The following is a 25142-nucleotide window of genomic DNA, read 5'->3' on the forward strand; positions in this document are numbered from 1 at the left end:
CGGGGGGCGGGCGGGGCGCGGGGGGCCGTCCTCTAGGGTCGGATCCGGGCCGGCGACGGAGCCGGCCCGCGAGGAGAGGAACGTTCATGCGCGCCCGGACAGCCGGCGCGGCCACCGCAGCAGCACTGGCGCTGGTGGCCGCGCGAGACCTCGTGCAGAAGAAGCACGCCCTGCTGCGGAACTACCCGGTGGTCGGGCACGCGCGGTATCTGCTGGAGCGGCTCGGGCCGGAGCTGCGGCAGTACATCGTGACCTCCAACGAGGAGGAGCGGCCCTTCACGCGCGACCAGCGCACCTGGGTCTACGCCTCGTCGAAGGGCGAGAACAACTACTTCGGCTTCGGCACCGACGCCGACGTCGAGCACATGCAGGGGCACGCCTACCTCAAGCAGCGCACCTTCGCCCCCGGGCTGCCCGCCTCGCAGGACCCGCAGGCGCCGCTGCCCTCGGCCAAGGTGCTGGGCGGGCCGCGCGGGCGGGCGAAGGCCTTCCGCCCGGCGAGCGTGGTGAACATATCGGCGATGAGCTTCGGGTCGCTGTCCGGCGCGGCCGTCACCGCGCTCAACAAGGGCGCCGCGCTCGCGGGCGCGATGCACAACACGGGCGAGGGCGGCCTCTCCCCGTACCACCGCGGCGGCGGTGACCTGGTGCTCCAGATCGGCACCGCCTACTTCGGCTGCCGCGACGCCGAGGGCCGCTTCGACCTCGCCCGGCTCAAGGACGTCGTCGCCTCCGGGCCGGTCCGGGCGATCGAGATCAAGCTCTCGCAGGGCGCGAAGCCGGGGCTGGGCGGGATGCTGCCGGGCGCCAAGGTGACCCCGGAGATCGCGGAGATCCGCGGTATCCCGGTCGGCCGGGACTGCGCCTCGCCCTCCCGGCACAGCGCCTTCGGGGACGTCGACTCGATGCTGGACTTCGTCGAACTGGTCGCCGCCGAGACCGGTCTTCCGGTCGGCATCAAGAGCGCGGTGGGCGAGCGGGACTTCTGGCAGGAGCTGGCCGCGCTCATGGCGCGCGGCGACCGCGGGGTCGACTTCGTGACCGTGGACGGCGGCGAGGGCGGCACCGGCGCGGCGCCGCTGACCTTCACCGACTCGGTGTCGCTGCCCTTCCGGATGGGCTTCTCCCGGGTCTACGGCACCTTCGCCGAGCAGGGTCTGACCGACGAGCTGACCTTCATCGGCTCCGGCAAGCTGGGCCTGCCGGAGAACGCCGCGGTGGCCTTCGCGCTCGGCGCGGACATGGTCAACGTGGCGCGTGAGGCGATGCTGTCGATCGGCTGCATCCAGTCGCAGAAGTGCCACACCGACCGCTGCCCCACCGGTATCGCCACCCAGAACCCGTGGCTGTCGCGCGGTGTGGACCCCGCCTCGAAGGCGGAGCGCGCGGCCGCGTACCTGCGCACCCTGCGCAAGGAGCTGACGAAGATCTCCGGGGCGCTCGGCGTCGCGCACCCGGGCCTCATCTCCGCCACCGACATCGAGATCATGAACGGCGACTACGACGCCCGCACCCTGGCCGGGGTCTACGGCTACAAGGACGGCTGGGGCGAACTGGGCCCGGACCTTGCCGCCGGGATCACCGCGGTGATGCGCGGGCAGGCCTGACCGGCGCCCGTCAGGGGGTCGGGGTCGCGCGCTGGAGCGTGGTCAGGGCCTGCTGGTCGGCGAGTGCGACGGCCAGCTCGCCGGCCGCCGTCGGGTGCAGCGGGGCCTTGTCCGCGGTGCCCTGGACGAAGGGCTGGTCGGTGCACAGCGTGTGGCCGGAGAAGTCCGGTCGCACGCTGGTGAAGTGCAGGGTCTGCGCGCCGCTCTCCAGCACGTCGTTGATGTCGGCCAGGCGGGAGTCCAGGACCTGGATCTTCTGCGCGGTCAGGCCGTCCTTCTCCAGGCACGTGGTGTCGGGCCCGAAGGGGTCGTAGTACGCGTTGATCAACACGTGCGGGTGGTGCGGCAGGGCGGCGAGCTGCTGGAGCAGGTCGAGGTAGTTCTGCGTGAAGGCGGCGAGCCGCTCGGTGAAGTACGCGGTGGAGGCCTTGTCGTCGCACACCGGTGACTTGGCGCACAGCGCGGTCAGCGCGGACCAGTTCATGTCGTTGGCGCCGATGCTGACGATGACGGTGGACGCGCTGGTGGCCCGCTGGGCGACGGCCAGCTGGGGCGGGACGACGACGTCGCCGCGGGTCTGCACGCCGAGGACGCCGTCGGTGACGGTGGCGCCCTGGCAGGCGAGGTTGAGCACGTTCCAGCCGTTGGCGGAGGCGAGGTCGGCGGCGAAGGAGTCGGCGCTGCGGCCGCACGCCTTGTCGGCGGCGCTGGGGTTGTCGACCAGCCGGTTGCCGATGCCCGCCGCCGTGGAGTCGCCGAGCACGACGGCGTTGACGTCCGGCAGCGCGGGGCCCTTGGCCGCGGGCACCGGCTGCGCGGGCGTACGGCCCACCAGGTCGTCCAGCGAGCGGACCTCGCGCAGCACGCGGGGCGTGCCGGACGCCAGCAGGTAGATCCCCACCGCGTTGACCGCGCACACGGACACCACGCCCGCCGCCACCATCGTGAGCATGGTCCGCCGCGACGCCCGCCGGACCCCCGCGACGGCCACCGCGATGACCGCGGCGCACCCGGCGGCGACGAGCGACTCCCACAGGCAGTACCGCAGCCACCCCGAGCCCAGCTCGCGGCTCAGGTCGGGCAGCAGCGTGCCCGCGTCGCCGACCTCCGAGCCCAGGTCGATGTGGGTGAGCTTCAGACGCGGCCGGATCGGCCCGTCGAAGTGCGGCCGGGTGGCGATGGCCTCGCCGAACAGATCCAGCTCCCCCGGCCCCGACATGCTCCGGCCCGGCTGCGCGGCGCCCACCGACACCGTCTGCCCGGCCGCCGACACCGACTGCATGGGGGTGAGCTGGACGGCGAGCCAGATCGACACACCGCTGAGGAGGACGAGCGCGACGACGGCCACCAACGCCCGGCGGGCGCGGCGCAGCCACGTGCGGGCGCGGTCGCTGACTCGCACGCTTGACGTCACCTCCGTCGCGCCACCGACGCGGGTGACTGCCGTTCCGATCCGTGCCCGCGCTCCTGCCCGCGCGCGGGCGTCCCAACCGCCGCGGGGCCCCGGCCGCCGCCGGGGCCGGGCCCGACCGCAAACGGGACGAAGGAGCACGAAGCAGCTCCCATGAGCGTACTCCCCCCATGTCGGTCATGCCCCTGTCACCGCCCGGCTGTCACTGCCCGGCTGTCACCGCCCGGCTGTCACTGTCCGATCGTCACTGCCCGGCGCGTGCCTCCAGGTGCATCTGCACGAAGGCCTCGACCTTGGCCCGGATGATCCACGGGTCGTACGGCTTGACCAGGTAGTCGACCGCGCCCGCGGTGTAGCCGCGGAACATGTGCGAGGGGTCGTGGTCCATCGCCGTGAGGAAGATGATCGGGATGTTGCGGGTACGGGCGCGCCGCTTGATGTGCAGGGCGGTCTCGTAGCCGTCCATGTCCGGCATCTGCACGTCGAGCAGGATGACGGCGAAACCCGTGCCGTCCAGCAGCGCCTTGAGGGCGGCCTGCCCCGAGTCGGCCGTGACGACCTCGTGGCCGAGACCCGCCAGGACCGCCGTCAGCGCGAGCAGGTTGGGCTGCTTGTCGTCGACGGCCAGGATGCGCGCCGGACCGCACAGCGCCGTCCCCGCGGCGGGTTCCGGGCCGGGCGGCTGGAGGGCGGGCAGCGGGCCCTCCGCGATGGCGAGCTGCCGCTCCAGCACCTCGCACCGGGATTCGGCGAGCATCACCCGTAACCGGGTCTCCTCCAGCTCCGCCTCCAGCGCCTTGACCTGGTCCTCCAGCCGGCCGCGCTCGGCGAGCAGGTCACCGGCCCCGGCCGGCGCGTCCGGCGGCACACCGGTGGTGGCGGCCGCGGTGGCGGCGCGCTCGGCCGTCCAGCGGGCCTCCAGCAGGCCGAAGCGCACTTCCAGGTCGGCCAGCCGGTGCTGCCGGTCCAGCAGCGCGTCGCCGATCAGATCCTCCTGGGCGGTGGCGCGGCGCGCCTCGCGGTCGGCGTCGGCCAGCTGCTGCTGGAGCAGGTGCACCCCGTCCGCCGTGGGGGCGGCGGCCTGGAGCGCCCGGCGGTGCAGCTCGCGCACGTGGTCCAGGGCCAGCGGGGTGGCCGCCGCGCCGTGGTCGGCGGCGAGGTCCGCGAAGAGGTCGACGACGAACTCCCACGGCGGCACCCGGGTGCCGCCGAGGTAGCGGGAGACCGTCCCGGCGTCCCGGTAGCGCCGGGCCGCGTACCGGCGCACCGACACACCGAGCCCTCCGAAGAGGGTGCGCAGCGCCTGCGCGAACGCCCGGCAGTCGTCGTTCAACTCGTCGGCCAGCGGCCGCAATTCGCCCATCGGGCTGTGTCCTCCGGTCGGTCGGGGCGCTCGCCGGTACGGCCCGCGCCCGGGGTCAAGCATGGGGCTGCCGGAACTCACCCGGACCCGCTTCCGCCGATGAGCCGGTCGAAGAACGGCACCGCCAGCCCGAAGGCCCCGGCCCCGCACAGGACGCACTGCGGAGCCGCGGTCCCGCCCACCGCCGACACCACCGCGGCGCCCAGCCCCGTGAGCAGCGCCAGCGTGAGAACGAGCGCCGCCCTGACGGACAACAACGGAGTACGCACTGCCGACCTCTTCCCGCGACAGCGGGCCGCGCCCCGAGACACCCGCGCCGACCCCCACCGCAACGACCGCCGCGCCGACCGGCCCGACCCCCCAAGCCTGTCCCCCCGCAACACCGTTGCCGCCCGCAACACCTCCCCCGGCACCACTCGGGCAACACCCCGCGGGACGCCCGGCCGACGGGATCGCGACCGAGCGCGCGTACCAGGGATCGGCTCGCGGCCGCGGACGTCGATCCCGCGTGACGGCCTGATGCCGCGCTCGCGCGCTGCTCGACGGGGGCGCGGCGGACCCGGATCCGTATGTGGTGGCAGCCGCCGCGGGCAATCCCGTGCTGGTGGGGGAGGTGGCGGGCGGGCCGGGCGGGGCTTGCTGACGGTCTGTGTATTACGGGTGAATGAGGCGGTGCCCAGGTCATTCACGGCGTAAACATCCACAGCGTGCACAGTGGACTTTTGCGACTGTACAGAAAGCGGGTTTGCGGGGCATAATCGGCCGCCTGAGCCAACTGGCTACAGATCAGAAGACTTTCGGCGGCGAGACGCCTCGCAGGCCATCGGGTTCGTCTCCCGCCGTTTTGGTGTCGAGCAGCGGCCCCTGTCTGCCTGCACCTGGCTGCCCGACCAGCATTCAGGGAGCATCCTCACAGTGCATGCGATATCCAGACGAGCCGTTGCCGCTGTCGCCGGGGCGACGATCGCCCTGACGGTCGGCGGGATCGGTACCGCCTCCGCCAACGGCGGCCACAACGGCGGCGGCAACAACGGCGGGAACAACGGCGGCGGGCACAGCAACTGCGCCCCGCTCGGCGTGACGTACAAGGTGGACGGCGGCCGCTGGACGACGGCCGGGCGGATCGACGGGGACACCGCCCCGGGGAAGATCACCGTCAAGCTGACGTCCACCCCGGGCAAGAACTGCTCCTACACGGTGTCGCTGGCCTCCTACAGCGCTGAGGGCCCGGCCTGGGAGAACTCCGGCCACCAGGACTTCCTCGGCTGGGACACCGCCACCCTGGACAGCAAGCACGACTCCGCGACGCTCGACATCAGCGGGCACGTCCCGGACTGCTTCGGCCAGGTCGACCTCTACGGCAACGGCACCCAGTACGACGGCGGTACGGGTGAGGGCCACGGTGCCCTGCCGCACTTCCCGGACTCGGCCACCCCGACCGACCTGATCACGGCGTGGAACGGCGGGCACAAGTGCGAGACGTCGCCGTCGCCGTCCCCGAGCGAGACCACGGACTCCCCGAGCCCGTCGCCGAGCGAGACCACCGACTCGCCGAGCCCCTCGCCGAGCGAGACCACGGACAGCCCGAGCCCGTCGCCGAGCGTGAGTGACACCTCCTCGCCCTCCCCGACCGCGACCGGCCCGACCAGCACCGCCGCGCCGACCGGCACCCCCTCGGTGCCCCCGGCCACCGGCAGCAGCAACGGCACCGGCACCGGCAACCTCGCCGAGACCGGCAGCAACAGCTCCCAGAACACCGCCCTCATCGGCGGAGCCGCCGCCCTCCTCGTCGTCGGCGGAGCAGCGGTCTACTTCACCCGCCGCCGCCGCACCGGCAACCACAGCTGACACGCGGCTGATCACAGCTGATCACGGCTGACTCAGCGCGAACCGACGGCCGCCCGGCCCGGGACACCCCGGACCGGGCGGCCGTCGCCGTACCCGGTCCGGTGCGCGGCGGCTGCTTCCCCGAGCGGCAACGGGCTCCCGTCGACCGTCCACGCCTTCAACCGCACCGGCGCCCGCCCGCCGCGGACCCTCTCCCACCGACCCCCCGGGTCACGGGCGGCGGCCGATGCTGTCGACCACGCCCACCTCCACCTGGGCCGTCATCTCTGTGTACTTGTCGCCGTCCACCCACTCCCCCTTCACGCGCTTGGGGGTGGTGCCGGTCTGGCGCAGGCCCAGGTAGTCGTACGTCGTGCGGTCGAAGACGACGCTGAAGGACGTACCGGGGTAGGAGACGGCGATGCCGTGGCGGCCGAGCGCGTCCACCCCGTCGTCGTCGATCCTGATCTTCGGGAGTTTCGCGAGCACCTCGAAGGTGGCCGCCTGGAGGCCCGGGGGCATGACGCGCGGGCCCTTGATGAGCAGGCAGGCCTGCGTGTAGACCTCCCGGCCGGGGTCGAGGGCGGCCTGCGCGCCGCCGTTCACCGCCGTGACCGCCGAGTTGTCCTGGTCGCCGCCGAGCCACGTGAACAGCGTGGCGGGGTCGGTCGGCCACTTCTGCAGCGCCGCGTACTGGGTGGGCGGGGTGACCACCTGGTTCTTCTCCAGCGGCGGGTCGTTGTGGACGGTGCCCAGCTCCTGGCGCCGGGAGGGCCGGGAGCCGTCCACCGAGAGCCAGCTCTCGTCGGTCCAGGCGCGGGTCTTCCCGCCGCCGACGGGTGTGTGGGTGGTGCGCGTCCTGACGTAGAAGTACTGGTCGTCGCGCGGGATCGGCAGCGGGGCGCCCGCGAGGGTGCGGCCCGCGGCCTGGTGCAGCACCTGCGCGGCGCTGACGTTCGCCATCCGGGAGGTGCCGGGCGAGCCGGGCGACGACCCGCCGCCGGACGTGACGACGGCGGTGCCCGCCACCGCGGCGGCCACGGTCGCCGCGACCGCGAGGCGGAAGGCCGTCCGCCGGGTCGTCGCGCGCAGGAAGGCGCCGGCACCGGCGCGGCTCTCGCCCTCGACGGCCTCCTGCAGCCGCTCGCGGGCGGCCGCGCGGGCGGCCGCGGTCAGCGGGGGCGGGTCGGCGGCCAGTTCCTGCAGGGCACGGAGATCGTCCACGATGGAACTCCTCGTCGTCTTCTGGCGGTCGGGGGGCGTCGGCCGTCGCCGTCCGGCGGTCATCGGCCGTCGCCCTCGCGCACGGTTGTCGGGTCCGACCCGCCCAGGGCGTCGCGCAGCCTGGTGCGCGCCCGGTGCAGCCGTGAGCGCACGGTGCCCACCGGTATGCCGAGCGCGTCGGCGGCCTCCGCGTAGTCGAGGTCGCCCCAGGCGACGACCAGGAGCACGTCCCGGTAGCGCGCGGGCAGCTTCGCCAGCGCGCCCGCGAGCGCGGCCCGGGTGCTCTGCGCGGCGACCCGGGCGGCCACCCGTTCGGCGAGCGGCTCGGCGTCGCCGGTCCGCTCGTCGGGTACGGTCCCGGCGGCCCGCGCCATCGCGCGCAGCCGGCGCACCTCGCCGCGCCGGTGGGCGCCGACGAGGTTGGTGGCGATGCCGTACAGCCACGGGCGGGCGTGCGGCTTCGACACGTCGTAGCGGCGGCGGCGCTGGAAGGCGACGACGAAGGCGTCGGCCACCAGGTCGTCGGCGGCCTCGGTACCGATGCGGCGGGCCGCGTACCGGTGGATGTCGGCGGCGTAGCGGTCGAACAGCACGGCGAAGGCCTCGGGTTCGGTCCAGGAGCTCTCGATGACCGTCGCGTCGGACACGGGCTGCTCGTCCGGTGCCGGGACGCGGCGCAGGTCGCCGGTCCACGGGGTGGCCGTCACTTCTCGCCTCGGACAGAACTCATGGGCTTCCCTCGGACGTCGGGCAGGGTCACCTGCTGTCCGCCGATGCCCGCGTTCGGGTTCCGGCGTCCGCCGGGTGGAGAGGCCGAGGCTACTTGTGGGAGTGCGCGCCCACGTAGAAGAGCAGCCACAGGAAGGCCGCGAAGGCGTGCCCGGCGATCACGTACACGAAGACCCGCAGGGCGACACCGCGGGCCTTGTACCGCTCGCTGCCCGCGCCGGGGTCCCGCGGCAGCGGGCTCTCCCCGGGGGCCGGCGGGGGCGCGGGGGACGGTGCGTCGGGCATGGCGGGCTTCCGTTCGGGGCGCTGCGGCGTGTCCGGATACGACCAATGCATCATCTGAGCAATTGACGAATTACGCAACTGCGCAGGTGGCGTGCCTGCTGACCGGCCCGTGGGGTCACCGGGCACCCCCGCCGGGGCGCGGGCGTGAGAAATTACCCGCACGGGAAAGCCCTGCGGCCGCCGGTCCCCCGCGGGACGCGAGGATGGCGGCGTGCCGACGGAAAATGGTGACGGGAGTGCTGACGGAAGCTGTGCGCATGCGACGACTGGCGGGCAGGGGGGCGGTGCGGTGAGCACGCCGCTCTACCAGCTCAAGGCGGAGTTCTTCAAAACCCTCGGGCACCCGGTGCGCATCCGGGTGCTGGAACTGCTGAGCGAGCGGGAGCACTCGGTGGCGGAGATGCTGCCCGAGGTCGGCATCGAGCCGTCCCACCTCTCCCAGCAGCTCGCGGTGCTGCGGCGGGCGAACCTCGTCGTCACCCGCAAGGAGGGCTCGAACGTCCACTACTCGCTCACCAGCCCGCATGTCGCGGAGCTGCTGCGGGTGGCCCGGACGATCCTGTCCGGCGTCCTGGCCGGACAGGCCGAGCTGCTCGCCGACCTGCGGGCGGCCGGGCCCGAGGGCGGTCCGCGGGCGGCGACCGATGAGTTCCGGGGACGGCCCCGGTCTACCCCCTGAACCGGAGATCCACGAAACCACCGTCAGGGGAGCACGCCATGGGCCGCGTCCAGATCGAACTGTTCACCACCCTCGACCTCGTCGCGCAGGCGCCCGGCGGTCCCGAGGAGGACCTCTCCGGGCGGTTCGCGTACGGCGGCTGGCAGGCGCCGCTGATCGACGAGGAGATGGGGGCGCAGATCGGCGCCGCCTACGAGGGGACGGACGCGCTGCTGCTCGGGCGGCGCACGTACGACATCTTCGCCGCCTACTGGCCGCACCAGGAGGACGGACCGGACGCCGGTTTCGCCGCGCTCTTCAACAGCATCCCGAAGTACGTGGCCTCGCGCGGCACGCCCGACCTGTCGTGGGAGGGGTCCACGCAGCTCGGCCCCGACCTGCCCGCCGCGGTGCGGGAGATCCGCGAGCGGCACGAGCACGTCACCGTCGTCGGCAGTGTGGACCTGGTGCAGACGCTGCTGCGGGAGAAGCTCTTCGACCGCCTCGACCTGTGGGTGCACCCGCTCGTGCTCGGCGCGGGCAAGAAGGTCTTCGACGCGGGCACCGTGCCCACCAACCTCACGCTCCTCGAAGCGCCCGCCACGAGCCCCAAGGGCACGGTCTTCCTCCAGTACGGGGTCGGCGAGGGTGTGCCGCGCACCGGGGACATGTCCAAGCCCGACCTCGGTCTCGGCGAGGACGCCTGAGGTCCTGGCCCTGGCCCTGGCCCTGGCCCTGACCCCGGCCCTGACCCCGGCTCCGGCTCCGGCTCCGGCCCCGCGGAGCCTCCCGGCCGCGTCAGGCGCCGCGGGCCGCCCGGTACGCCAGCCCCTGCCGGAGGGCGTCGCGCACACCGCCCGGGAGGTGCCGGCCCCAGGGCGGCACGCCTGCCTCGCCGCGCAGCAGCGCCCAGCAGGCGAGGGCGTAGCCGTATTCGGCGGGGCCCAGATAGCCCATCTGGTGCATCTCGAAGCGGCGGGCGGTCAGCATCCGGTCGGTGAGGTCGCCGACCGCGGTGACGGAAAAGCCGGCGGCGCGGTCGTAGTCCTCGGCGGCGCGGGCCGTCAGCACGCCCATGCCGAGGTGGACGGTCACCAGGTCGGTGAGCCGCTCCTCCTCGGCGGAGGCCAGCCGCAGCGCGGCGACGCGCCCCTCGCCGATCAGCCGGGCGTGCGCCAGCTCGTGCGCGACGAGCCCGGCGAAGGAGTCCGGCCGGTCGGCGACCCGGGTGTCCAGCTCGATCACCGCCCGGCCCAGCACCTTGCGGTACTGCCCGACCCGATGGCGCCGGTGCTGCTCGCGCTCCGGGGACTCCACCAGCAGGACGTGGATGCCGGAGACGTCCGCGCCCATCACCGCGCCGACCAGCCGCACCAGTTCCTCGGCCTCCTCCTGCGTGCCGGTGAAGCCCGCGGGCGCGAACCCCGGCGCGGCGACCTCGCGGCGCGGCACCGCGGGCCCGAACTCCCCCTCGCACCAGTCCAGCCAGCGCTCGGTCCAGGCCCGCTGCCGCTCCGGCACCGGGCAGGTACCGGGCGGCTGCGTCCGTACCCACGGCTTCGGCCCGTCCGGGCTGATCCCGCGCGGCCGCCGGTCCTCCCCACGCAGCCACCGCTCCAGCGGACCCCGCTCCCCCACGGCCCCACCCCCGTACGTCCCCCCGTTTCGCGGGAGGACGCACGGGGGCGGCGCGGCAGTTGCACGCCGGAGAGCGCGGCGGTCAGGCGAGGTGGGTGAGGCGCGTGAGGCGGGCGAGGACGGCCCGGGTGGCAGCGCGTACCGCGGCGCGGGCCTCGCCGGAGTGGTCGGGGGTCTCGAAACCGTGCACGGCGGACGGGACGTCGATCAGGTGGACGTCCGCCCCGGCGGCGCGGGCCGCGGCGCGGAAGTCCTCGACCGTCGCGGCGAACTCGGGGCGCTCACGGCCCACCCGGGTGAGCACGACGGGCAGCCGGCCCGCCGCCCGTACGGCCTCGGCGGGCCGGAAGCGCGGGGCGGGCAGGCCCCAGGCGGGGGGCGGGGCGAGCAGCGGGTAGGTCAGCGCGACGCAGCGCAGCCACGGCGGCGGGGCGGCGAGCCACTCCGCCGACAGCAGACCGCCGACGGAGAAGAACCACAGCGCCACCCGGTCGGCGTCCACCCGGGGGTGGGCGCGTACCGCCTCGACCGCCTCCGCGACGTCACCGGCCGCACGCGCGAAGTCCCCCAGCCCGTGCAGCCGGTGGTCCACGACGGCGCCGACCGCGCCCCCGCCCGCGAGGAGCCGGGCGTAGCCGACGAAGCCCGGCCACTCCCGCGGGGTCGGCTCCGCGCCCTGCGGGACGGGGCCGCCGTGCACGAGGACCACCGCGGGGTGCGGCCCGTCGCCGTCCGGCAGGTGCAGATCCACCCGGCCGTGCCGCGCGCGCGGCCGCTCGGCCACGTCCAGCAGGAACGGCCGCAGATGGGAGGGGCGTTCGGCCGTCTCCGCCCGCCGCGGGACGACACCCTCGCCCGCGGCCGCGCGCAGCAGCACCTCGGCGGTGGCGTCCGGGTCGGCGAGCATCGGCCAGTGACCGGTGGGCATCTCCAGGTAGCTCAGGTGCGGCGCGGCCAGGTACGCGAACCGGGGGCCGCCGAGCGCGAGCGCCCCCTCGACCATCGCGAGGCTCGACCCGTTCCCCGCGCACAGCACGCCGGTCACCGGCACGGTGCCGGTCGCCCCGGCGTTGCCGCCCAGCCGCAGCGGCCGCGCGAGCGTGCCCCACGGCTGCGCGACCGCCCGCCGGTGCAGCTCCTCCCGCTGCTCCGCCCCGACCCCGGCCGGACTCCCGAGCGCACTCCACGCCGCCACGGACGGGGGCGGCGGTACGGGGGCGGCCTCCTCCGCGGGTCCGGTCGCCGCTGCTCCGTCCGCCGCGCCCGGCCCGGCGCCGGCCTCCGCCGGTGTGCCCTCCGCCGACTGCGCGATCCGGCGCAGCAGCCGGTCGCGCAGGCCCTGGTCGGGGACGAGGGCCGCCGGGGGGTCGCCGTCCTGGGGCATCGGGGTGTCGAGGAGGACGACACGGGTGACGCGGGCGGGGAGGCGGTCCGCCGCGGCGATCACCGGGTGGACGCCGTAGCCGTGGCCGACCAGCACGACGTGTTCGGCGTCCGCCGCCTCCACCGCGCGCAGCACGTCCGCGACATGGGTGTCGAGGTCGGCGTCCTGCCCTGTCCCGTTCCCGTCCATGCCGGTCAGCGTCAGCGGCAGCGCCCACGCGCCCGCCTCCCGCAGCCGTCGTGCCACGTCCTGCCAGATCCAGCCGCCGGTGTGCAGTCCCGGCACCAGGACGAACGCGGTCGTCGCCGCCATCGCCGTCTCCTCCCGCCTCGGGTACGCCTCGCGCGTACGTCGTCCGGCCCCGCGGTCGGCCGCCGGGCCCGCCGGTACCGTAGGAACTCCCCCTGAGGGAGGTTCAAGCGATGGCGGCCGGGCAGTTGTGGACCATCGGCGAGCTGGCGGCGCGGGCCGGTGTCACCGTCAAGGCGGTGCGGTTCTACTCGGACGGCGGGCTGCTGCCCGAAGCGGCGCGCAGCGCGGGCGGGCACCGGCGCTACGGGCCGGACGCCTTGGAGCGGCTGCGCACGATCCGCTCGCTGCGGGCGCTGGGCATGGGCGTGCCGGAGGTCGCCCGCGTGCTGCGCGACGAGGGAGAGGACGGCGGCGGGGACGGCGGCGCGATACGGACCGGAGGCGCGCTGGAGGACGCGGTCGCCGGGCGGCTGCGTGACCTGGGCCCGCGGCTGGCCGCGCTGCGCTGGCAGGAGACCGCGCTGCGGCTGCTGCACGACTGCGGGCCCGAGGAGCGGGCCGAACGGCTGCGGCTGCTGGGCGCGGTGTGCGCGAGCGCGGCGCCGCCCAGCACCGCGGCGATGGCCCGCTTCTGGCGGCGCTGGCTGCCGCCGCGGATGCCGGCCCGTACCGTCGCGCGCGTCCTCGACCTGTCCGTGCCGCAGCCGCCGGACGACCCGACGCCCGAGCAGGCGCTGGCCTTCGCGCGACTGCACGCCTTCGTGTCCGGCGACTGCTCGGGCCGCAGCGGCAGCGGCCAGCCCGCCGCGCACCGCGCGGACGCGGGGCACCGGCCCGCCGTCCTCTACCAGGGCCTCGACGAGGCCTACGCGCTGGCGGCCCCGCACCTGCGCGCCGGGCGGGCACCGTACGCGGGTGAGGCGCTGGACTGCTTCGTCGCCGCGTACGCGACCTCGCAACAGGTGCCGGACACGTCCGCCTTCCGGCGCCGGCTCGGCGCCGTCCTCGCCTCCGACCCGCGGATCGACCACTACTGGGAGCTGGTCGCCCGCATCACCGGCCCGGACCGGCCCACCCCGGGGGCCGCCCACGCCTGGCTCACCACCGCGCTCTCCCGACGGCCCGCACCGTAATACCGGCACGCCGAAATCAGCCCCGGTCGGAAATGGCCCGCGGCATTCCGAGAGGTCTCGAACTCGCTTTCCGGGGAAGGGAATTACTGTTCGCCCGACCGTGGCCGGTGTAGCATCAATCCGGCCTCCCGTGCATTCCGCGCCGGGCGGGGGAATTCGGTGCAGGACACGGCGCCGCCGTATCCGTACCACCCCTGACCTGCCTGGAAGGCGCAGCGGGCGGGCCCGTTCGGTGTGAGAGACCTCCCGAGGAGAGACGATGTCCGTAACGCTTGGCAATTCCGTCCGCGTGCTGTTCCAGGGCGACAGCATCACGGACGCGGGCCGGGACCGCGACGACGATTCCAGCCTGGGCAACGGCTATGTGAGCCTGATCGCCGAAAGCCTGGCGGCTGCGAATCCCGCCCGCCGCGTCCTCAACCGGGGGATCGCCGGAAACCGCGTCGCCGACCTGCGGGCCCGCTGGCAGCAGGACACCCTCGACCTCGCGCCCGACCTGCTGTCCGTCATGGTCGGCATCAACGACACCTGGCGCCGCTACGACGCGGGCGACGTCACGACGGTCGAGGAGTACGCGCAGGACTACCGCGTCATCCTCGGCCAGGCCCGGGACGCCGGTGCCCGGCTGGTGCTCGTCGAACCCTTCCTCGTACCGGTCGACGACACGCAGTGGGCGTGGCGCGAGGACCTGGACCCGCGGATCCACGCCGTGCGCCGCCTCGCCGCCGACTTCGACGCGGCGCTGCTCGCGGCCGACGGGCTGCTCAACCAGGCGGCGCGGGAAGCCGGGAGCGCCGCCGCGATCGCCCGGGACGGCGTGCACCTGACGCCCGCGGGGCACGCGTGCCTGGCCGCGGCCTGGCTGGAGCTGGTCGGCGCGCCCGCCGCCGTCACCCCCTGAGATCGCCGGGCCCGCCGACCTCACCCCTGAGGTCCGCCCGGCCCGCTGCGCGTCCCCGCCCCGGCGCCGTGCTGCGCCGCCGGGGCAGGACGCGGCCGGACGGGCCGGGGAGCCGACGCCCCGGCCCGTCCGAGGGCGCCCACCGGCAGGCACCCCGTCCTGAAGGGGGCGGCGCGCGGACCTCCGCGAGCCGCCCCGTGCGGCTCAGCCCGCCGCCTGCTCCTGCGCCGCCAGGTACTCCGCCATCCCGGCGCCGGTGAGCGGGTAGTAGTCGGACAGCCGCCCGCCCTCGTCGAGCCGGCGGCGCGCGAAGGCCTCGCGGTCCTGGTGGGCCAGCGAGTCCTCGCTCAGCGGGACGGCCTGGTCCTGGGGGACGACCACGGCGCCGTCCTCGTCGGCGACGATCAGATCCCCCGGCGTGACGAGGACACCGCCGACGCCCACCGGCACGTTGAACGCCGACGGGAACAGCTCCGTCTGCGAGGCGTAGTGCGGGGTCACACCCGTGCACCACACGGGCACGCCGAGCGCGCGGATGCGCGCCGCGTCCCGCACCCGGCCGTCGACGACGATGCCCGCGCCGCCGCGCAGCTTGAAGTAGCGCACCAGCATGTCGCCGAGGCAGCCGGTGAAGTGGCTGCCGAACGCGGACACGACCAGCACGTCACCGGGGCGGATGGACTCCAGCACACCCCACAGCGCGGTCTTGCGCTCGGCGTCCTCCTGCGCGGCGCCGGAGAAGACGTCCTCGCGCTGCGGCAGGAACTGGAGCGTCACCGCGCCGCCGACGACCGAGACGTCCGGCTCGCGGTGCAGCGGCACGGGGCCGTCGATGAACGTCCGGGTGATGCCCGTCTGGTGCAGCTTGGCGCAGGCGGTCGCGGCGCTCACCCCCTGAAGCGCCGTCAGCATGCGCTCGGTCGGCCGGACGTAGGAAGCGGTGTGGACCGGCGCCCGCATCGACTCGTACGTGTGCATGTCCCCCGCCGCCGGCGCTCCCTGATCCCCTGTCGGGCTCATCCGCCACGCCTTTCCGCGCACACCTCGGCACGCAACCATCAGTGACATTATCGCCTATCGATGGTAGATAACAGCCGACCGGCAACAGCTGTCAACCACGGCAGGAGACTTCAGTGCCCACGGCGCCCACCGAACGCACGGAACCCACGGCACCCATCGAGTGGTTCAGGGCCGCACGCTTTGGGCTGTTCGTCCACTTCGGCCTCTACAGCCTCGCGGCGCGGCACGAGTGGGTGCGCAGCCGGGAGGCCATGTCCGCGCAGGACTACGACCGCTACCTGGAGCGCTTCGACCCCGACCTCTTCGACGCGCGCGAACTCGCACGGGCCGCGCGCGCGGCCGGGATGCGCTACGCCGTCCTGACCACCAAGCACCACGACGGCTTCTGCCTCTTCGACTCCGCGCTCACCGACTACACCTCCGTCAAGGCCGCCGGACGCGACCTGGTGGCCGAATTCGCCGACGCCATGCGCGCGGAGGGCCTGCGGGTCGGCCTCTACTACTCACTGCTCGACTGGCACCACCCCGACTTCCCCGTCGACCGCCACCACCCGCTGCGCGGCACCGACGCCGAACGCGAGCCCCGCGACCTGGCCCGCTACCGCGCCTATCTGCACGCACAGGTACGCGAACTGCTCACCGGCTACGGGCGCATCGACGACCTCTTCTTCGACTTCAGCTACCCCGGCATGGGCCCGGAGCAGTGGGGCGCCGACGAACTGCTGCGGACCGTGCGCGAACTGCAGCCGGACATCGTCGTCAACGACCGGCTCGGCGTCCCCGGCGACTACGTGACGCCCGAGCAGTACCAGCCGGACGAGCCGCTGGAGCGCGACGGCGTGCCGGTGATGTGGGAGGCCTGCCACACCCTCAACGGCTCCTGGGGCTACGACCGCGACAACCACGACTACAAGGACCCCGGCCTGCTGGTGCGGATGCTCGTCCAGTCGGTGGCCTGCGGCGGGAACATGCTGCTCAACGTCGGCCCGACCGGGCGCGGCGCGCTCGACCCGCGGGCCCGCGCGACGCTCGCGGCGATCGGCGGGTGGACGGCGCCGCACGCCCGCTCCGTGCACGGCGCCGGGCCGAGCGCCCACCGCGCCCCCGCCAACGCCCTCTACACGCAGGCCGGAAACAGGCTCTACCTGCACCTGCTCGCCTGGCCGCTCAAGCACATCCACCTGCCCGGCCTCGCCGGGAAGGTGCGCTACGCGCAGTTCCTGCACGACGGATCCGAGATCCGCTTCCGGCAGCTCGACGGCACCCAGCACGAGCACAACAACCTCGCGCCCCCCGGCCGCAGCGCCGGCACCCTCACCCTGACGGTGCCGGTCGCCCGCCCCGACGTGCTGCTCCCGGTGATCGAACTGTTCCTCGACGAGCCCGCGGGCGCATCCGCCGCCGAGCCCGCGGGTGAGCCCGCCGGGGAGGCCTGACCGCCGTGGCCGGTCCCCTGACCGCGCGTCTGGCCCCCGCCCTGGACGCGCTCACGACGCTGCCGCCGGGCACCCGGCGCGGTGTCCCCGACGTCACCGCGCGGGACGTGTGGGACGCGGTGCCCGAACCCATACGCACCGACGTCCTCGACCGCGCCGCCGCCGAACTCACCCGCCCCGCACCCCCGCTGCTCGCCTCCGACTGGGCCAGGACCTTCCGCGACGGCGAACGCGGCAGCCACGAGGGGCGGGTGCGCGCCCTGCGCGAGCGCGTCACGCTGCTGGTGCTGGCCGCCGTGCTCACCGGCGAGGTCGCCGCCGCGGACGAACCCGGCGGCTGCCCGCACCTGGACGCCGCCGCCGACGGGCTGGTCGCCCTCGCCGAGGCCAGCACCTGGTGCTGGGCCCCGCACGACCGCCACACCGCCGGGCGCGGCGACCTGCTGCCCGACCCGGACGACCCCTTCCTCGACCTGGGCGCCGCCGAGGCGGCCTCGCTCTTCGCGTGGGCCGACCGCGCGCTCGGCCCGCACCTGGACGTACGGGTGCCGGGCCTGCGCCGCAGGCTGCGCCGCGAGGTGGAGCTGCGGGTGCTCACCCCGTACGAGCGGGTCCGCGACTGGCACTGGATCGGCGCGGACGGCACCGCCAACAACTGGAACCCGTGGATCACCAGCGCCGTCGTCACCTGCGCGCTGCTGCTGTGCGACGGCAGCGACAGGGAGGACCAGGGCGAGCGGCGGGCCCGGCTGGTCGTCCGGGCCGTGCGCGACCTCGACCACTACCTCGCCGTGCTGCCCGACGACGGCGGCATCGACGAGGGCATCGCCTACTGGTTCGCCGGGGCGGGCCGCGTGCTGGAACTGCTGGACCTGCTCGCCGACGCCGGGGGCCCCGCGCTCGACGCCCGCGACCTGCCCGTGCTCGCCGAACTGCTGCGCTACCCGCAGCGCATGCACCTGGGCGGCGACACCTACGTCAACGTCGGTGACGCGCCCGCCCGGCTGGGCGGCGGGCGGCCCTGGCAGGTGGTCTTCCGCTGGGCCGGGCTGCTCGGGCAGCCCGAGACCGCCGCGCACGCGGTGGCCGCGGCCCGCGCGGCGGGCGGGATCGCGGACGCCGGGGGCCTCGGCCGCTCGCTGGCCGCGCTCGCGGACGCAGCGTGGTGCCGGGCCGTCACCGCGCCCCCGCCGGTTCCGTTGGAAACGCCGTGGCTGGCCCGGGAGAGCTGGCTGCCGCGGCTGCAGATCCTGGTGGCGCGCGAGGCGGCGGGCAGCGCGGCGGGTCTGACGCTCGCGGTGAAGGCCGGGCACAACGGCGAGCACCACAACCACCTGGACGTCGGCTCGTATTGGGTCGCGGTGGACGGCCGCCCGCTCGTCGTCGACGCCGGGCGGCCCGCGTACACCGCGCGGACCTTCGGCCCCGACCGGTACGCCGCCTGGCCCTTCCGCAGCGACTGGCACAACGTGCCCGAGCCCGGCGCCGGGCAGCAGCCGGGCGCCGCGCACGGGGCCCGCGCGGTGGAGGTGACGCTCGGCGGGCGGGTCGGCGCGCTGCGCGCCGACCTCGCGGGCGCCTACCCGCCGGGGGCGGTGGCCCGCTGGGAGCGGGAGGTGCGGCTGGAGCGCGCGGGCGGGGCGGGGGACGCGGCCGCGGTGGTCGTCGAGGACCGCTGGGCGGGGCGGCGCGGCGGGCCGGTGCTGCTGCGTCATGTGCTGGCCGGGCACGTCACGTCGGGGCCGGGGTGGGCGGCGGTGACGGTGCCGGGCGGGGCGGGGCTGCGGGCGGAGTGGGACCCGCGGACCGCGCGGGCGGTGGTCGAGGTGCGCGAGCTGGACGACGCGCTGCTGCGGGAGAGCTGGGGCGGGCGGCTGACCCGGCTGACGCTGGAGGCCGTGGAGCCCGCCGACTCCGGCCGCGTCGCGGTGCGTTGGAAGCGCGCGCACTGAACGCAAGGGCTTGGCGCACGGCTCTTGAACATGCGCGGCAGCACACCTAGCATCATTAATCGATAGACGATAATTCTTGGAGGTGAACGGTACGTGACACCCGTGGGACAGCGCACCGTCACCCCGCGGCCCACCACGGCCCGGTTAGCGCAGGCGGTCCTCCCCCCGTCGCGGTGACCCCGCACCACTCGCCACCGCCCCGCAGCAGCGCGGGGCGGTGGCTCCACGGGAGCCGTACAGCAAGCGGTTTCCACAGCTGGCTCGACCTTCGAGCACACCGAACCCATGCAGTCGGGTCGACCTCGGCCGTCTGTGTTCACGACTACGCAACGGAGCGTGTCCCGAATGAGAAAGACCTGGCGCCGCACCTGCGCTCTTGCCGCGGCCCCCCTGGTAATGGCAACGGCCGCGGCGTGCGGCGGCGACGACTCCGGGAGTTCCGCCGGGGGCGGCAGCACGACCCTGCGCGTCATCGTCAACATCACGCCGAACCTGACCGAGCAGTACTGGAACACCCTCTTCGACCGGTACGAGAAGGCCCACCCGGGTACGACGGTCAAGCTGGAGCTGACCGGCACGATCTCCGCGAACGCCAAGCTCACCCAGGACCTGGCCGCGGGCGACCCGCCGGACGTCGCGCAGCAGATCACCCCCACCGCGGACACCGTGGACCTCTTCACCGACCTCACCGACCAGGCGTGGACGGCCAAGACGCCGCTCGCCGACCAGTACGCGATCGACGGCAAGCGCTATCTGGTGGGTGTCGGCGAGCAGATCCAGTCGCTCGTCTTCTACGACAAGGCCGCCTTCACCAAGGCCGGGCTCGACGCCTCGGCCATCACGACGATGGCGCAGTTCACCGACGCCATGGGCAAGCTCAAGGACGCGGGCTACACCCCGCTCCAGACGGCCGGCCAGTGGGTGACCGGCGGTCAGTTCTCGATGATGGCCGACGCCGGCGTGATGACCGCCGACCCGGACTGGACGATCAAGCGCAAGGACGGCAAGGTCTCCTTCGCCGACAGCGGCTACGCGGCCTACCTGCAGCACTACAAGGACTGGATCGACAAGGGCTACCTGAAGAAGAGCGCGCTCGGCCTGACGTACGCGGACGGCCAGACGGACTTCCTCAACGGCAAGTCGGCGATGTACATCATGGGTTCCTTCTTCGTGCCCTCCGCCGACCAGGCCAAGAAGAGCGACGGCATCGGCGTCTTCTCGATGCCGACCGACGGCGCCTACCCGTCCGGCCAGTTCGGCAACATCGCCGACCCGTACGTCGTCGTCAACCGCTCCAAGCACAAGGCCGCGGCCATCGACTTCGTGAAGTGGCTGGTCACCGACCCCGAGGCGGTCAAGAGCCAGCTCGCCGCCGACGGCAACCTGCGGCAGGGCTTCAGCTACCCGATGTCGAGCCTGGGCACGCAGGTCCAGCAGATCCTCGACAAGGCCCCCTCGGTGATCGTCAAGGCCGGTCCGCGGCAGCCGATCGCCGGCTACAGCGACCAGCTCAACACGACGGTCCAGTCGCTGTACTCGGGCACGTCCGCCAAGAGCGCGGCGTCCGGATTGGACAAGTGGTGGAACTCGCAGAGCTGACACGGCGGGGGCCGCGCTCCGGCGCGGCCCCCGGCCCGGCGGCCCGGCCCGCGCCGAGCCGGCGGGCGATCCGGATCCGCGAGGCCGCGGTCTCGCTGGCCATGATGGGCCCGGCCCTGATCCTGTACACGGTGCTGACCGTCGTTCCCGTCGGTGTCGCCGTCTACCTGAGCCTCACGGACTGGAACGGCTTCTCGTCGGTCCACTTCATCGGCCTGGACAACTACCGGCACCTGTTCGACGACCCCAGCTCGACCGACTCGTGGTACGTGACGGCCCTCATCGCCGTCCTCGGCACGGTCTTCGAGGTCGGGCTCGGCCTGGTGTACGCGCTGATCCTCAAGGGGCGTTCGCGCGGCAACTCCTTCTTCCGGGCCGTCGCCTACTTCCCGCACGTCATCAGCGCGCTGGTGCTCGGCTACCTGTGGGCGGCGATCCTCGGCACCAACGGCGCGATCAACAACACCCTCGCGAAGTTCGGCGTCGAGCCGATCGGCTTCCTCTTCGACGAGAACATGGCGCTCTACTCGCTGATCGCCGTCATCGTGTGGGCCGGGTTCGGCTTCAACGTGGTGCTGTTCGTCGCCGCCCTGCAGACGGTGCCCGCCGAGCTGCTGGAGGCCGCCGCGATCGACGGCGCCAGCAGGCGGCAGACCAACCTCAAGGTCGTCATCCCGATGATCGCGCCGGTGGTGACCATCGCGACGGTGCTGAACCTCGTCGGGCTGATCCGCGCCTACGACATCATCGTGAGCCTCACCGGCGGCGGTCCCGCCGGATCCACGCAGACCTTCTCGTACCTCATCCTGGCCCGCTCCTTCGAGGGCACCAAGGTCGGCTACGCCACCGCGCAGGCGGTGTTCCTGATGGTCGTGTCCGCCGTCCTGGCACTCGCGGTGACCGCACTGCGCAACCGCCAGGACCAAGCAGCGACGAGTTAGGAGGCGGTGATGGCCGTACTCGCGGCGGAGCCGCAGAAGAAGACCAGGAAACCGGCCGCCGGGAGCGGCGGCCCCGCGCCCGGGAAGCGGCGCGAGTCGGGCGGGCCGGTGCGCTGGCTGCTGCTCGGCGTGCTGTTCGTGGTGATGGTCGTACCGATGTACCTGCTGCTGGTCAACAGCTTCAAGTCGCAGGAGGACATCTCGAACAACCCGTTCTCGCTGGTGCCCGGGCGGCTGACGTTCGCGCACCTGTCGGCGGCGATCCACAGCCCGCAGTACAACGTCATCGGCGGCTACGGCTTCACGTTCTTCCTCGTCGTGGCCGTGGACGTGCTGTGCATCGCCTTCGCCGGACCGGCGGCGTACGTGATCGCGCGCGGCATGAAGCGACGCAACCAGCTGGTGATGCTGTACTTCCTCGCGGGCACCTTCATCCCCGGCGCGGCGGTGATCATCCCGGTGATCTACGTGCTGCGCGACCTCGGGCTCGCGAACACCGTGACCGGCCTGGTCGCGCACGACGTGGCCTCGACCCTGCCGGTGAGCATCTTCCTGTTCGTCGGCTTCATCCGCACGATCCCGGTCGACATCGACCACGCGGCGACCATCGACGGAGCGGGCCGCTACCGCACGTTCTGGACGATCATCTTCCCGCTGATGCGCCCCGCGGTCGTGACCGTGCTGATCCTCAACTCGATCGGCATCTGGAACGACTTCATCAGCCCGCAGATCCTGCTCAGCCCGTCCTCCGGGCACTACACGGTGACGACGGCGATCTACGCCGGCATCAGCCAGTACTCCACCGACCTCACGAAGGTCTTCCCGAACCTGCTGCTGGCCGTGGCGCCCGTCGTCATCTTCTTCATCTACATGCAGCGCCACATCATCAGCGGTCTCACCGTCGGCGCGGTCAAGGGATGACCCCGCGCCGGCGGTTCTCATTTCCCCTGGTCAGGAAAGAGGGAACGTGAAAATGCCCCGCATGTCGAACAGACCGCAGGTGCGCAGGCCGAGGGGGCTGCTGACCGCGGCCACCGCCGCGGTCGCGGTCCTGTCCCTTGTCGCGGCCGCGCCCGCGAGCGCCGCGTGCGGCAAGAAGCACGGGCGCCAGGCGGAGGGCGCGACGACGTACTACGTGTCGCCCACCGGCAAGGACACCTTCGACGGTCTCAGCACCGGCAAGCCCTTCCAGCACATACAGAAGTGCGCGGACGTCATGGTCGCGGGCGACACCTGCGAGATCATGTCGGGCACCTACCCCGAGACGGTCGTCCCGGCGCACTCGGGCAGCTCGGGCCTGCCCATCACCTACCGGGCGGCCCCCGGGGCGCAGGTGACGGTCAGCGGGACCTCGCCCGTCACGGGCTGGTCGCAGGTGACGGGCGCGGACGTGACGGCGATCGGCGCGAGCGACCCGTACGCGGTGGACTCGCTCTTCAGCGACGCGGTGGCCGCCGGCCATGTGTGGAGCACCAGCGTGGACCTGGGCAGCGACCCGGGCACGGTGCAGGTCTTCACCGACAAGGCCATGGACATCGAGGCGCAGTGGCCCTACCCGGGCCTGGACCTGCTGAACCCGGCGATCGAGCACGCCGGTGCGGGCAGCGCCGACGCGGTGATCGCCGACGCCTCGCTGACCCGGCCCGCGGGCTACTGGGACGGCGCCCGCGCGCTGACCGGCTACTGGTACGTGTCGGCCACGACGACGGTCGCCTCCTCGGCGCCCGGTTCGGTGACGCTGGCGGTGGCCCCGCCGTGCGTGCACAAGGTCGTGCCCACCGACACCCGCTACGCGCTGTCCGGCAAGATCGGCGAACTCGCCAACCCCGGTGAGTGGTTCTACGACCCGGCCGCGCACAAGCTGTACGTCTACAGCACCGACAGCCCGGCGCAGCACACGGTCGAGGCCAAGCAGCGGCAGCTGGCGTTCGACCTGACGAACACCTCCTGGACCTCGGTCGTCGGGCTCGACCTCTTCGCCTCGACGATCACCATGGGCTCGTCCAGCACCCACAACACCCTGGACACGCTCACCGGCACCTACCTGTCGCACTACAGCGACATCACGCGCGGCGCCACCGACTGCGGCTCCAGCGTGACGCGCGGGGTCTCCGACACCGGCATCGTGGTCAACGGGACGTACAACACCGTCGTCAACAGCGACCTGTCGCTGAGCGCGGGCAACGGCATCGCGCTGGCCGGGCAGAACAACACGGCCACCGACAACATCATCCACGATGTGGATTACCTGGGCACGTACGCGGCGGGCATCGCCGTCATGGGCAACTCCCAGACGGTCATGAACAACACGATCTACCGCGTCGGCCGCAGCGGCATCAACCTCCAGTGGGGGACGACCACGGGCCTGACGGCGGGCCCGGACAAGATCGCGTACAACGACATCTCGCAGTACGCGCGCCTGAGCCTGGACACCGCGGGCATCTACACCTGCTGCAGCGCGGACATGATGGGCTCCTCCGTCGACCACAACCTGCTGCACGACGGCACGCCGACACCGGGGGTCACGCCCTTCGCGGTGGCGGGTGTCTACGCCGACAACGGGCAGAGCGACCTGGTCATCGCGAACAACGTGGGCTGGAACAACCTCCAGGGCACGGTCATGCTCAACGGCCTGGGGACGGGCTCGCACAACAACGGTGTCTACAACAACACCGGCGGGCTGACGCTCTTCTACGTCAAGGGCGCCGACCAGTCGACGGGCACGAAGATCTACAACAACATCGGCCAGATCGTGGGCGCGGACGGGGCCACCGACGGCGGCCTGGTGATGTCCGACAACCTGGACCCGGCCGTGGACCCGCTGTTCGTGGACGCCGCCCACCACGACTACCGGCTGACCGCCGCCTCGCCCGCCCGCAACGCGGCGATCCCGCTCGCGGGCGTCAACGACGGCTCGACGGACACGGTGCCGAGCCTGGGCGCCTACCAGTACGGGGCACCGCAGTGGACGGCCGGCGCCCGCCGGTGATCCATGGGGGCTGAACCGCGTGTACCCGGGCCGGATCTCCGGCCCGGGTACACGGTGCGTGCGGCGCCCGCGTCAGCCGCGCTTGTTCTTCGCCGCGCGGGCGTCGGGCACCGGGCCGCGGCCCGCGGCGTGGTCGGCGAAGGCGTCGGCGGCCTGCTCGGCGTCACCGGAGCGCAGCAGGCTCACCAGGCGGCCGTGCTCGTCGGCCATCGCGTGCCAGTCGCCCTGGAAGAGCGGGTCGGAGATGGCCCGCAGGGTGCGCAGGGAGGGCTCGATGACCTCCCACATGCGCTCCAGGAACGGGTTGCCGGCGCTCTGGCTGATGAGCGTGTGGAATTCGATGTCGGCGTCCCGGAAGCGGCTGACGTCGTTGGTGGCGACGGCGTCGTGCATGTGCGCGACCAGGTGGTCGAGCATCTCCAGCTGCTCCTCGGTGATGTGCTCGGTGGCGAGCCGGGCGGCGAGCCGCTCCAGCGGTTCGCGGACCTGGCGGGCGTACTCGGCGTCCTGGGAGGAGATCTCGACGACGAAGTGGCCGCGCCGCGGGATGTGCATGAGCAGGCCCTCACGGGCGAGCTGCTTGACCGCTTCGCGCACGGGGGCCTGGCTGACGCCCAGTCGGCGGGCGATCTCCGACTCGACCACCCGGTCGTTGGGACCGAGCTCACCGTCGACGATCGATTGGCGGAGGAGCCCGTAGACCTGGTCCGAGATCAGGGTCTTGCGGAACCGGTCCTTGTTGGTGGCCAGCGTGGAGACGAACTCGGCCGACGGGTTGGTTGCCATGACTCCC

Annotated in this window: 22 protein-coding genes; 12 read left to right on the plus strand and 10 right to left on the minus strand. The window is 73.5% G+C overall.

Annotation, left to right across the window (positions count from 1 at the left end; all coding sequences use genetic code 11):
- Window positions 1–86: 86 nt before the first annotated feature.
- On the plus strand, window positions 87–1607 hold the full coding sequence (locus ACH4PY_RS00545) for an FMN-binding glutamate synthase family protein (RefSeq protein ID WP_398174012.1): 1521 nt from the start codon (window positions 87–89) through the stop codon (window positions 1605–1607).
- A gap of 10 nt (window positions 1608–1617) precedes the next feature.
- Here the strand turns inward: ACH4PY_RS00545 and ACH4PY_RS00550 are convergent, their stop codons facing one another.
- The 3 genes from ACH4PY_RS00550 to ACH4PY_RS00560 form a co-directional block, all read right to left on the minus strand.
- A complete protein-coding gene (locus ACH4PY_RS00550; RefSeq protein WP_398174015.1) occupies window positions 1618–3009 on the minus strand; it encodes a GDSL-type esterase/lipase family protein in 1392 nt (463 codons plus the stop codon).
- Between the two features lie 253 nt (window positions 3010–3262).
- The gene (locus ACH4PY_RS00555; RefSeq protein WP_398174018.1) at window positions 3263–4381 is read right to left on the minus strand and encodes a response regulator; all 1119 of its coding nucleotides are present in this window, start codon (window positions 4379–4381) and stop codon (window positions 3263–3265) included.
- Between the two features lie 77 nt (window positions 4382–4458).
- Window positions 4459–4635: a hypothetical protein gene (locus ACH4PY_RS00560; RefSeq protein WP_398174021.1), complete on the minus strand. Its 177-nt coding sequence runs from the start codon at window positions 4633–4635 to the stop codon at window positions 4459–4461.
- A 661-nt stretch (window positions 4636–5296) separates the two neighbouring features.
- Here ACH4PY_RS00560 and ACH4PY_RS00565 point away from each other — a divergent pair.
- Window positions 5297–6229, plus strand: a complete 933-nt coding sequence (locus ACH4PY_RS00565) for an LAETG motif-containing sortase-dependent surface protein (RefSeq protein WP_398174024.1) — start codon at window positions 5297–5299, stop codon at window positions 6227–6229.
- A gap of 210 nt (window positions 6230–6439) precedes the next feature.
- On the opposite strand, the gene ACH4PY_RS00570 is transcribed toward ACH4PY_RS00565, so the two are convergent.
- The 3 genes from ACH4PY_RS00570 to ACH4PY_RS00580 all read right to left on the minus strand — a co-directional run bounded on the left by ACH4PY_RS00570 (window position 6440) and on the right by ACH4PY_RS00580 (window position 8446).
- A complete protein-coding gene (locus tag ACH4PY_RS00570) occupies window positions 6440–7432 on the minus strand; it encodes a CU044_5270 family protein (RefSeq protein ID WP_398174027.1) in 993 nt (330 codons plus the stop codon).
- 59 nt (window positions 7433–7491) lie between these two features.
- Window positions 7492–8112 carry an RNA polymerase sigma factor gene (locus tag ACH4PY_RS00575; protein ID WP_398175994.1) on the minus strand — a complete coding sequence of 207 codons (621 nt, stop codon included), beginning with the start codon at window positions 8110–8112 and terminating at the stop codon, window positions 7492–7494.
- A gap of 139 nt (window positions 8113–8251) precedes the next feature.
- Complete coding sequence (locus ACH4PY_RS00580; protein ID WP_398174030.1) at window positions 8252–8446, minus strand: DUF6126 family protein; 195 nt, start codon at window positions 8444–8446, stop codon at window positions 8252–8254.
- A 289-nt stretch (window positions 8447–8735) separates the two neighbouring features.
- Here ACH4PY_RS00580 and ACH4PY_RS00585 point away from each other — a divergent pair, with 289 nt between their 5' ends.
- Entirely contained in the window at window positions 8736–9125 is a 390-nt protein-coding gene (locus tag ACH4PY_RS00585) for an ArsR/SmtB family transcription factor (protein WP_398174034.1), read from the plus strand.
- Window positions 9126–9163: 38 nt separating this feature from the next.
- Window positions 9164–9811 (plus strand): dihydrofolate reductase family protein, encoded by a 648-nt coding sequence (locus tag ACH4PY_RS00590; RefSeq protein ID WP_398174037.1) that lies wholly within the window; start codon window positions 9164–9166, stop codon window positions 9809–9811.
- A 91-nt stretch (window positions 9812–9902) separates the two neighbouring features.
- Here ACH4PY_RS00590 and ACH4PY_RS00595 read toward each other — a convergent pair whose 3' ends face one another.
- Window positions 9903–10742 (minus strand): hypothetical protein, encoded by an 840-nt coding sequence (locus ACH4PY_RS00595; protein ID WP_398174040.1) that lies wholly within the window; start codon window positions 10740–10742, stop codon window positions 9903–9905.
- Between the two features lie 82 nt (window positions 10743–10824).
- Window positions 10825–12438, minus strand: a complete 1614-nt coding sequence (locus tag ACH4PY_RS00600) for an alpha/beta fold hydrolase (RefSeq protein ID WP_398174044.1) — start codon at window positions 12436–12438, stop codon at window positions 10825–10827.
- Window positions 12439–12548: 110 nt separating this feature from the next.
- On the opposite strand from ACH4PY_RS00600, the gene ACH4PY_RS00605 reads away from it, so the two are divergent.
- On the plus strand, window positions 12549–13511 hold the full coding sequence (locus ACH4PY_RS00605; RefSeq protein ID WP_398174047.1) for a MerR family transcriptional regulator: 963 nt from the start codon (window positions 12549–12551) through the stop codon (window positions 13509–13511).
- Window positions 13512–13770: 259 nt separating this feature from the next.
- Entirely contained in the window at window positions 13771–14412 is a 642-nt protein-coding gene (locus tag ACH4PY_RS00610; protein ID WP_398174050.1) for a GDSL-type esterase/lipase family protein, read from the plus strand.
- A gap of 204 nt (window positions 14413–14616) precedes the next feature.
- Here ACH4PY_RS00610 and ACH4PY_RS00615 read toward each other — a convergent pair whose 3' ends face one another.
- Complete coding sequence (locus ACH4PY_RS00615) at window positions 14617–15432, minus strand: ribonuclease activity regulator RraA (protein ID WP_398174053.1); 816 nt, start codon at window positions 15430–15432, stop codon at window positions 14617–14619.
- A gap of 113 nt (window positions 15433–15545) precedes the next feature.
- On the opposite strand from ACH4PY_RS00615, the gene ACH4PY_RS00620 reads away from it, so the two are divergent.
- The 6 genes from ACH4PY_RS00620 to ACH4PY_RS00645 all read left to right on the plus strand — a co-directional run bounded on the left by ACH4PY_RS00620 (window position 15546) and on the right by ACH4PY_RS00645 (window position 24349).
- Entirely contained in the window at window positions 15546–16868 is a 1323-nt protein-coding gene (locus ACH4PY_RS00620; protein ID WP_398174056.1) for an alpha-L-fucosidase, read from the plus strand.
- 5 nt (window positions 16869–16873) lie between these two features.
- A complete protein-coding gene (locus tag ACH4PY_RS00625) occupies window positions 16874–18820 on the plus strand; it encodes a heparinase (RefSeq protein ID WP_398174059.1) in 1947 nt (648 codons plus the stop codon).
- A 345-nt stretch (window positions 18821–19165) separates the two neighbouring features.
- A complete protein-coding gene (locus ACH4PY_RS00630; RefSeq protein WP_398175996.1) occupies window positions 19166–20419 on the plus strand; it encodes an ABC transporter substrate-binding protein in 1254 nt (417 codons plus the stop codon).
- Window positions 20398–21360 carry a carbohydrate ABC transporter permease gene (locus ACH4PY_RS00635; RefSeq protein ID WP_398174062.1) on the plus strand — a complete coding sequence of 321 codons (963 nt, stop codon included), beginning with the start codon at window positions 20398–20400 and terminating at the stop codon, window positions 21358–21360. Before ACH4PY_RS00630 ends, ACH4PY_RS00635 begins: the two co-directional genes overlap by 22 nt.
- A 9-nt stretch (window positions 21361–21369) precedes the next feature.
- Window positions 21370–22281 (plus strand): carbohydrate ABC transporter permease, encoded by a 912-nt coding sequence (locus ACH4PY_RS00640; RefSeq protein WP_398174065.1) that lies wholly within the window; start codon window positions 21370–21372, stop codon window positions 22279–22281.
- Between the two features lie 61 nt (window positions 22282–22342).
- Entirely contained in the window at window positions 22343–24349 is a 2007-nt protein-coding gene (locus tag ACH4PY_RS00645; protein ID WP_398174068.1) for a right-handed parallel beta-helix repeat-containing protein, read from the plus strand.
- Between the two features lie 72 nt (window positions 24350–24421).
- Here ACH4PY_RS00645 and ACH4PY_RS00650 read toward each other — a convergent pair whose 3' ends face one another.
- Complete coding sequence (locus tag ACH4PY_RS00650) at window positions 24422–25135, minus strand: GntR family transcriptional regulator (RefSeq protein WP_398174071.1); 714 nt, start codon at window positions 25133–25135, stop codon at window positions 24422–24424.
- Between the last annotated feature and the right edge of the window lie 7 nt (window positions 25136–25142).

It is taken from the genome of Streptomyces sp. NPDC021224 (assembly GCF_044332905.1).
Taxonomy (GTDB): Bacteria; Actinomycetota; Actinomycetes; order Streptomycetales; family Streptomycetaceae; genus Actinacidiphila.

Coding starts and splice junctions, on each gene's coding strand:
- ACH4PY_RS00580 (WP_398174030.1), bottom strand. CDS start 8,446: ATGCCCGACGCACCGTCCCCCGCGCCCCCGCCGGCCCCCGGGGAGAGC.
- ACH4PY_RS00605 (WP_398174047.1), top strand. CDS start 12,549: ATGGCGGCCGGGCAGTTGTGGACCATCGGCGAGCTGGCGGCGCGGGCC.
- ACH4PY_RS00615 (WP_398174053.1), bottom strand. CDS start 15,432: ATGAGCCCGACAGGGGATCAGGGAGCGCCGGCGGCGGGGGACATGCAC.
- ACH4PY_RS00650 (WP_398174071.1), bottom strand. CDS start 25,135: ATGGCAACCAACCCGTCGGCCGAGTTCGTCTCCACGCTGGCCACCAAC.
- ACH4PY_RS00640 (WP_398174065.1), top strand. CDS start 21,370: ATGGCCGTACTCGCGGCGGAGCCGCAGAAGAAGACCAGGAAACCGGCC.
- ACH4PY_RS00590 (WP_398174037.1), top strand. CDS start 9,164: ATGGGCCGCGTCCAGATCGAACTGTTCACCACCCTCGACCTCGTCGCG.
- ACH4PY_RS00630 (WP_398175996.1), top strand. CDS start 19,166: ATGAGAAAGACCTGGCGCCGCACCTGCGCTCTTGCCGCGGCCCCCCTG.
- ACH4PY_RS00600 (WP_398174044.1), bottom strand. CDS start 12,438: ATGGCGGCGACGACCGCGTTCGTCCTGGTGCCGGGACTGCACACCGGC.
- ACH4PY_RS00610 (WP_398174050.1), top strand. CDS start 13,771: ATGTCCGTAACGCTTGGCAATTCCGTCCGCGTGCTGTTCCAGGGCGAC.
- ACH4PY_RS00545 (WP_398174012.1), top strand. CDS start 87: ATGCGCGCCCGGACAGCCGGCGCGGCCACCGCAGCAGCACTGGCGCTG.
- ACH4PY_RS00645 (WP_398174068.1), top strand. CDS start 22,343: ATGTCGAACAGACCGCAGGTGCGCAGGCCGAGGGGGCTGCTGACCGCG.
- ACH4PY_RS00555 (WP_398174018.1), bottom strand. CDS start 4,381: ATGGGCGAATTGCGGCCGCTGGCCGACGAGTTGAACGACGACTGCCGG.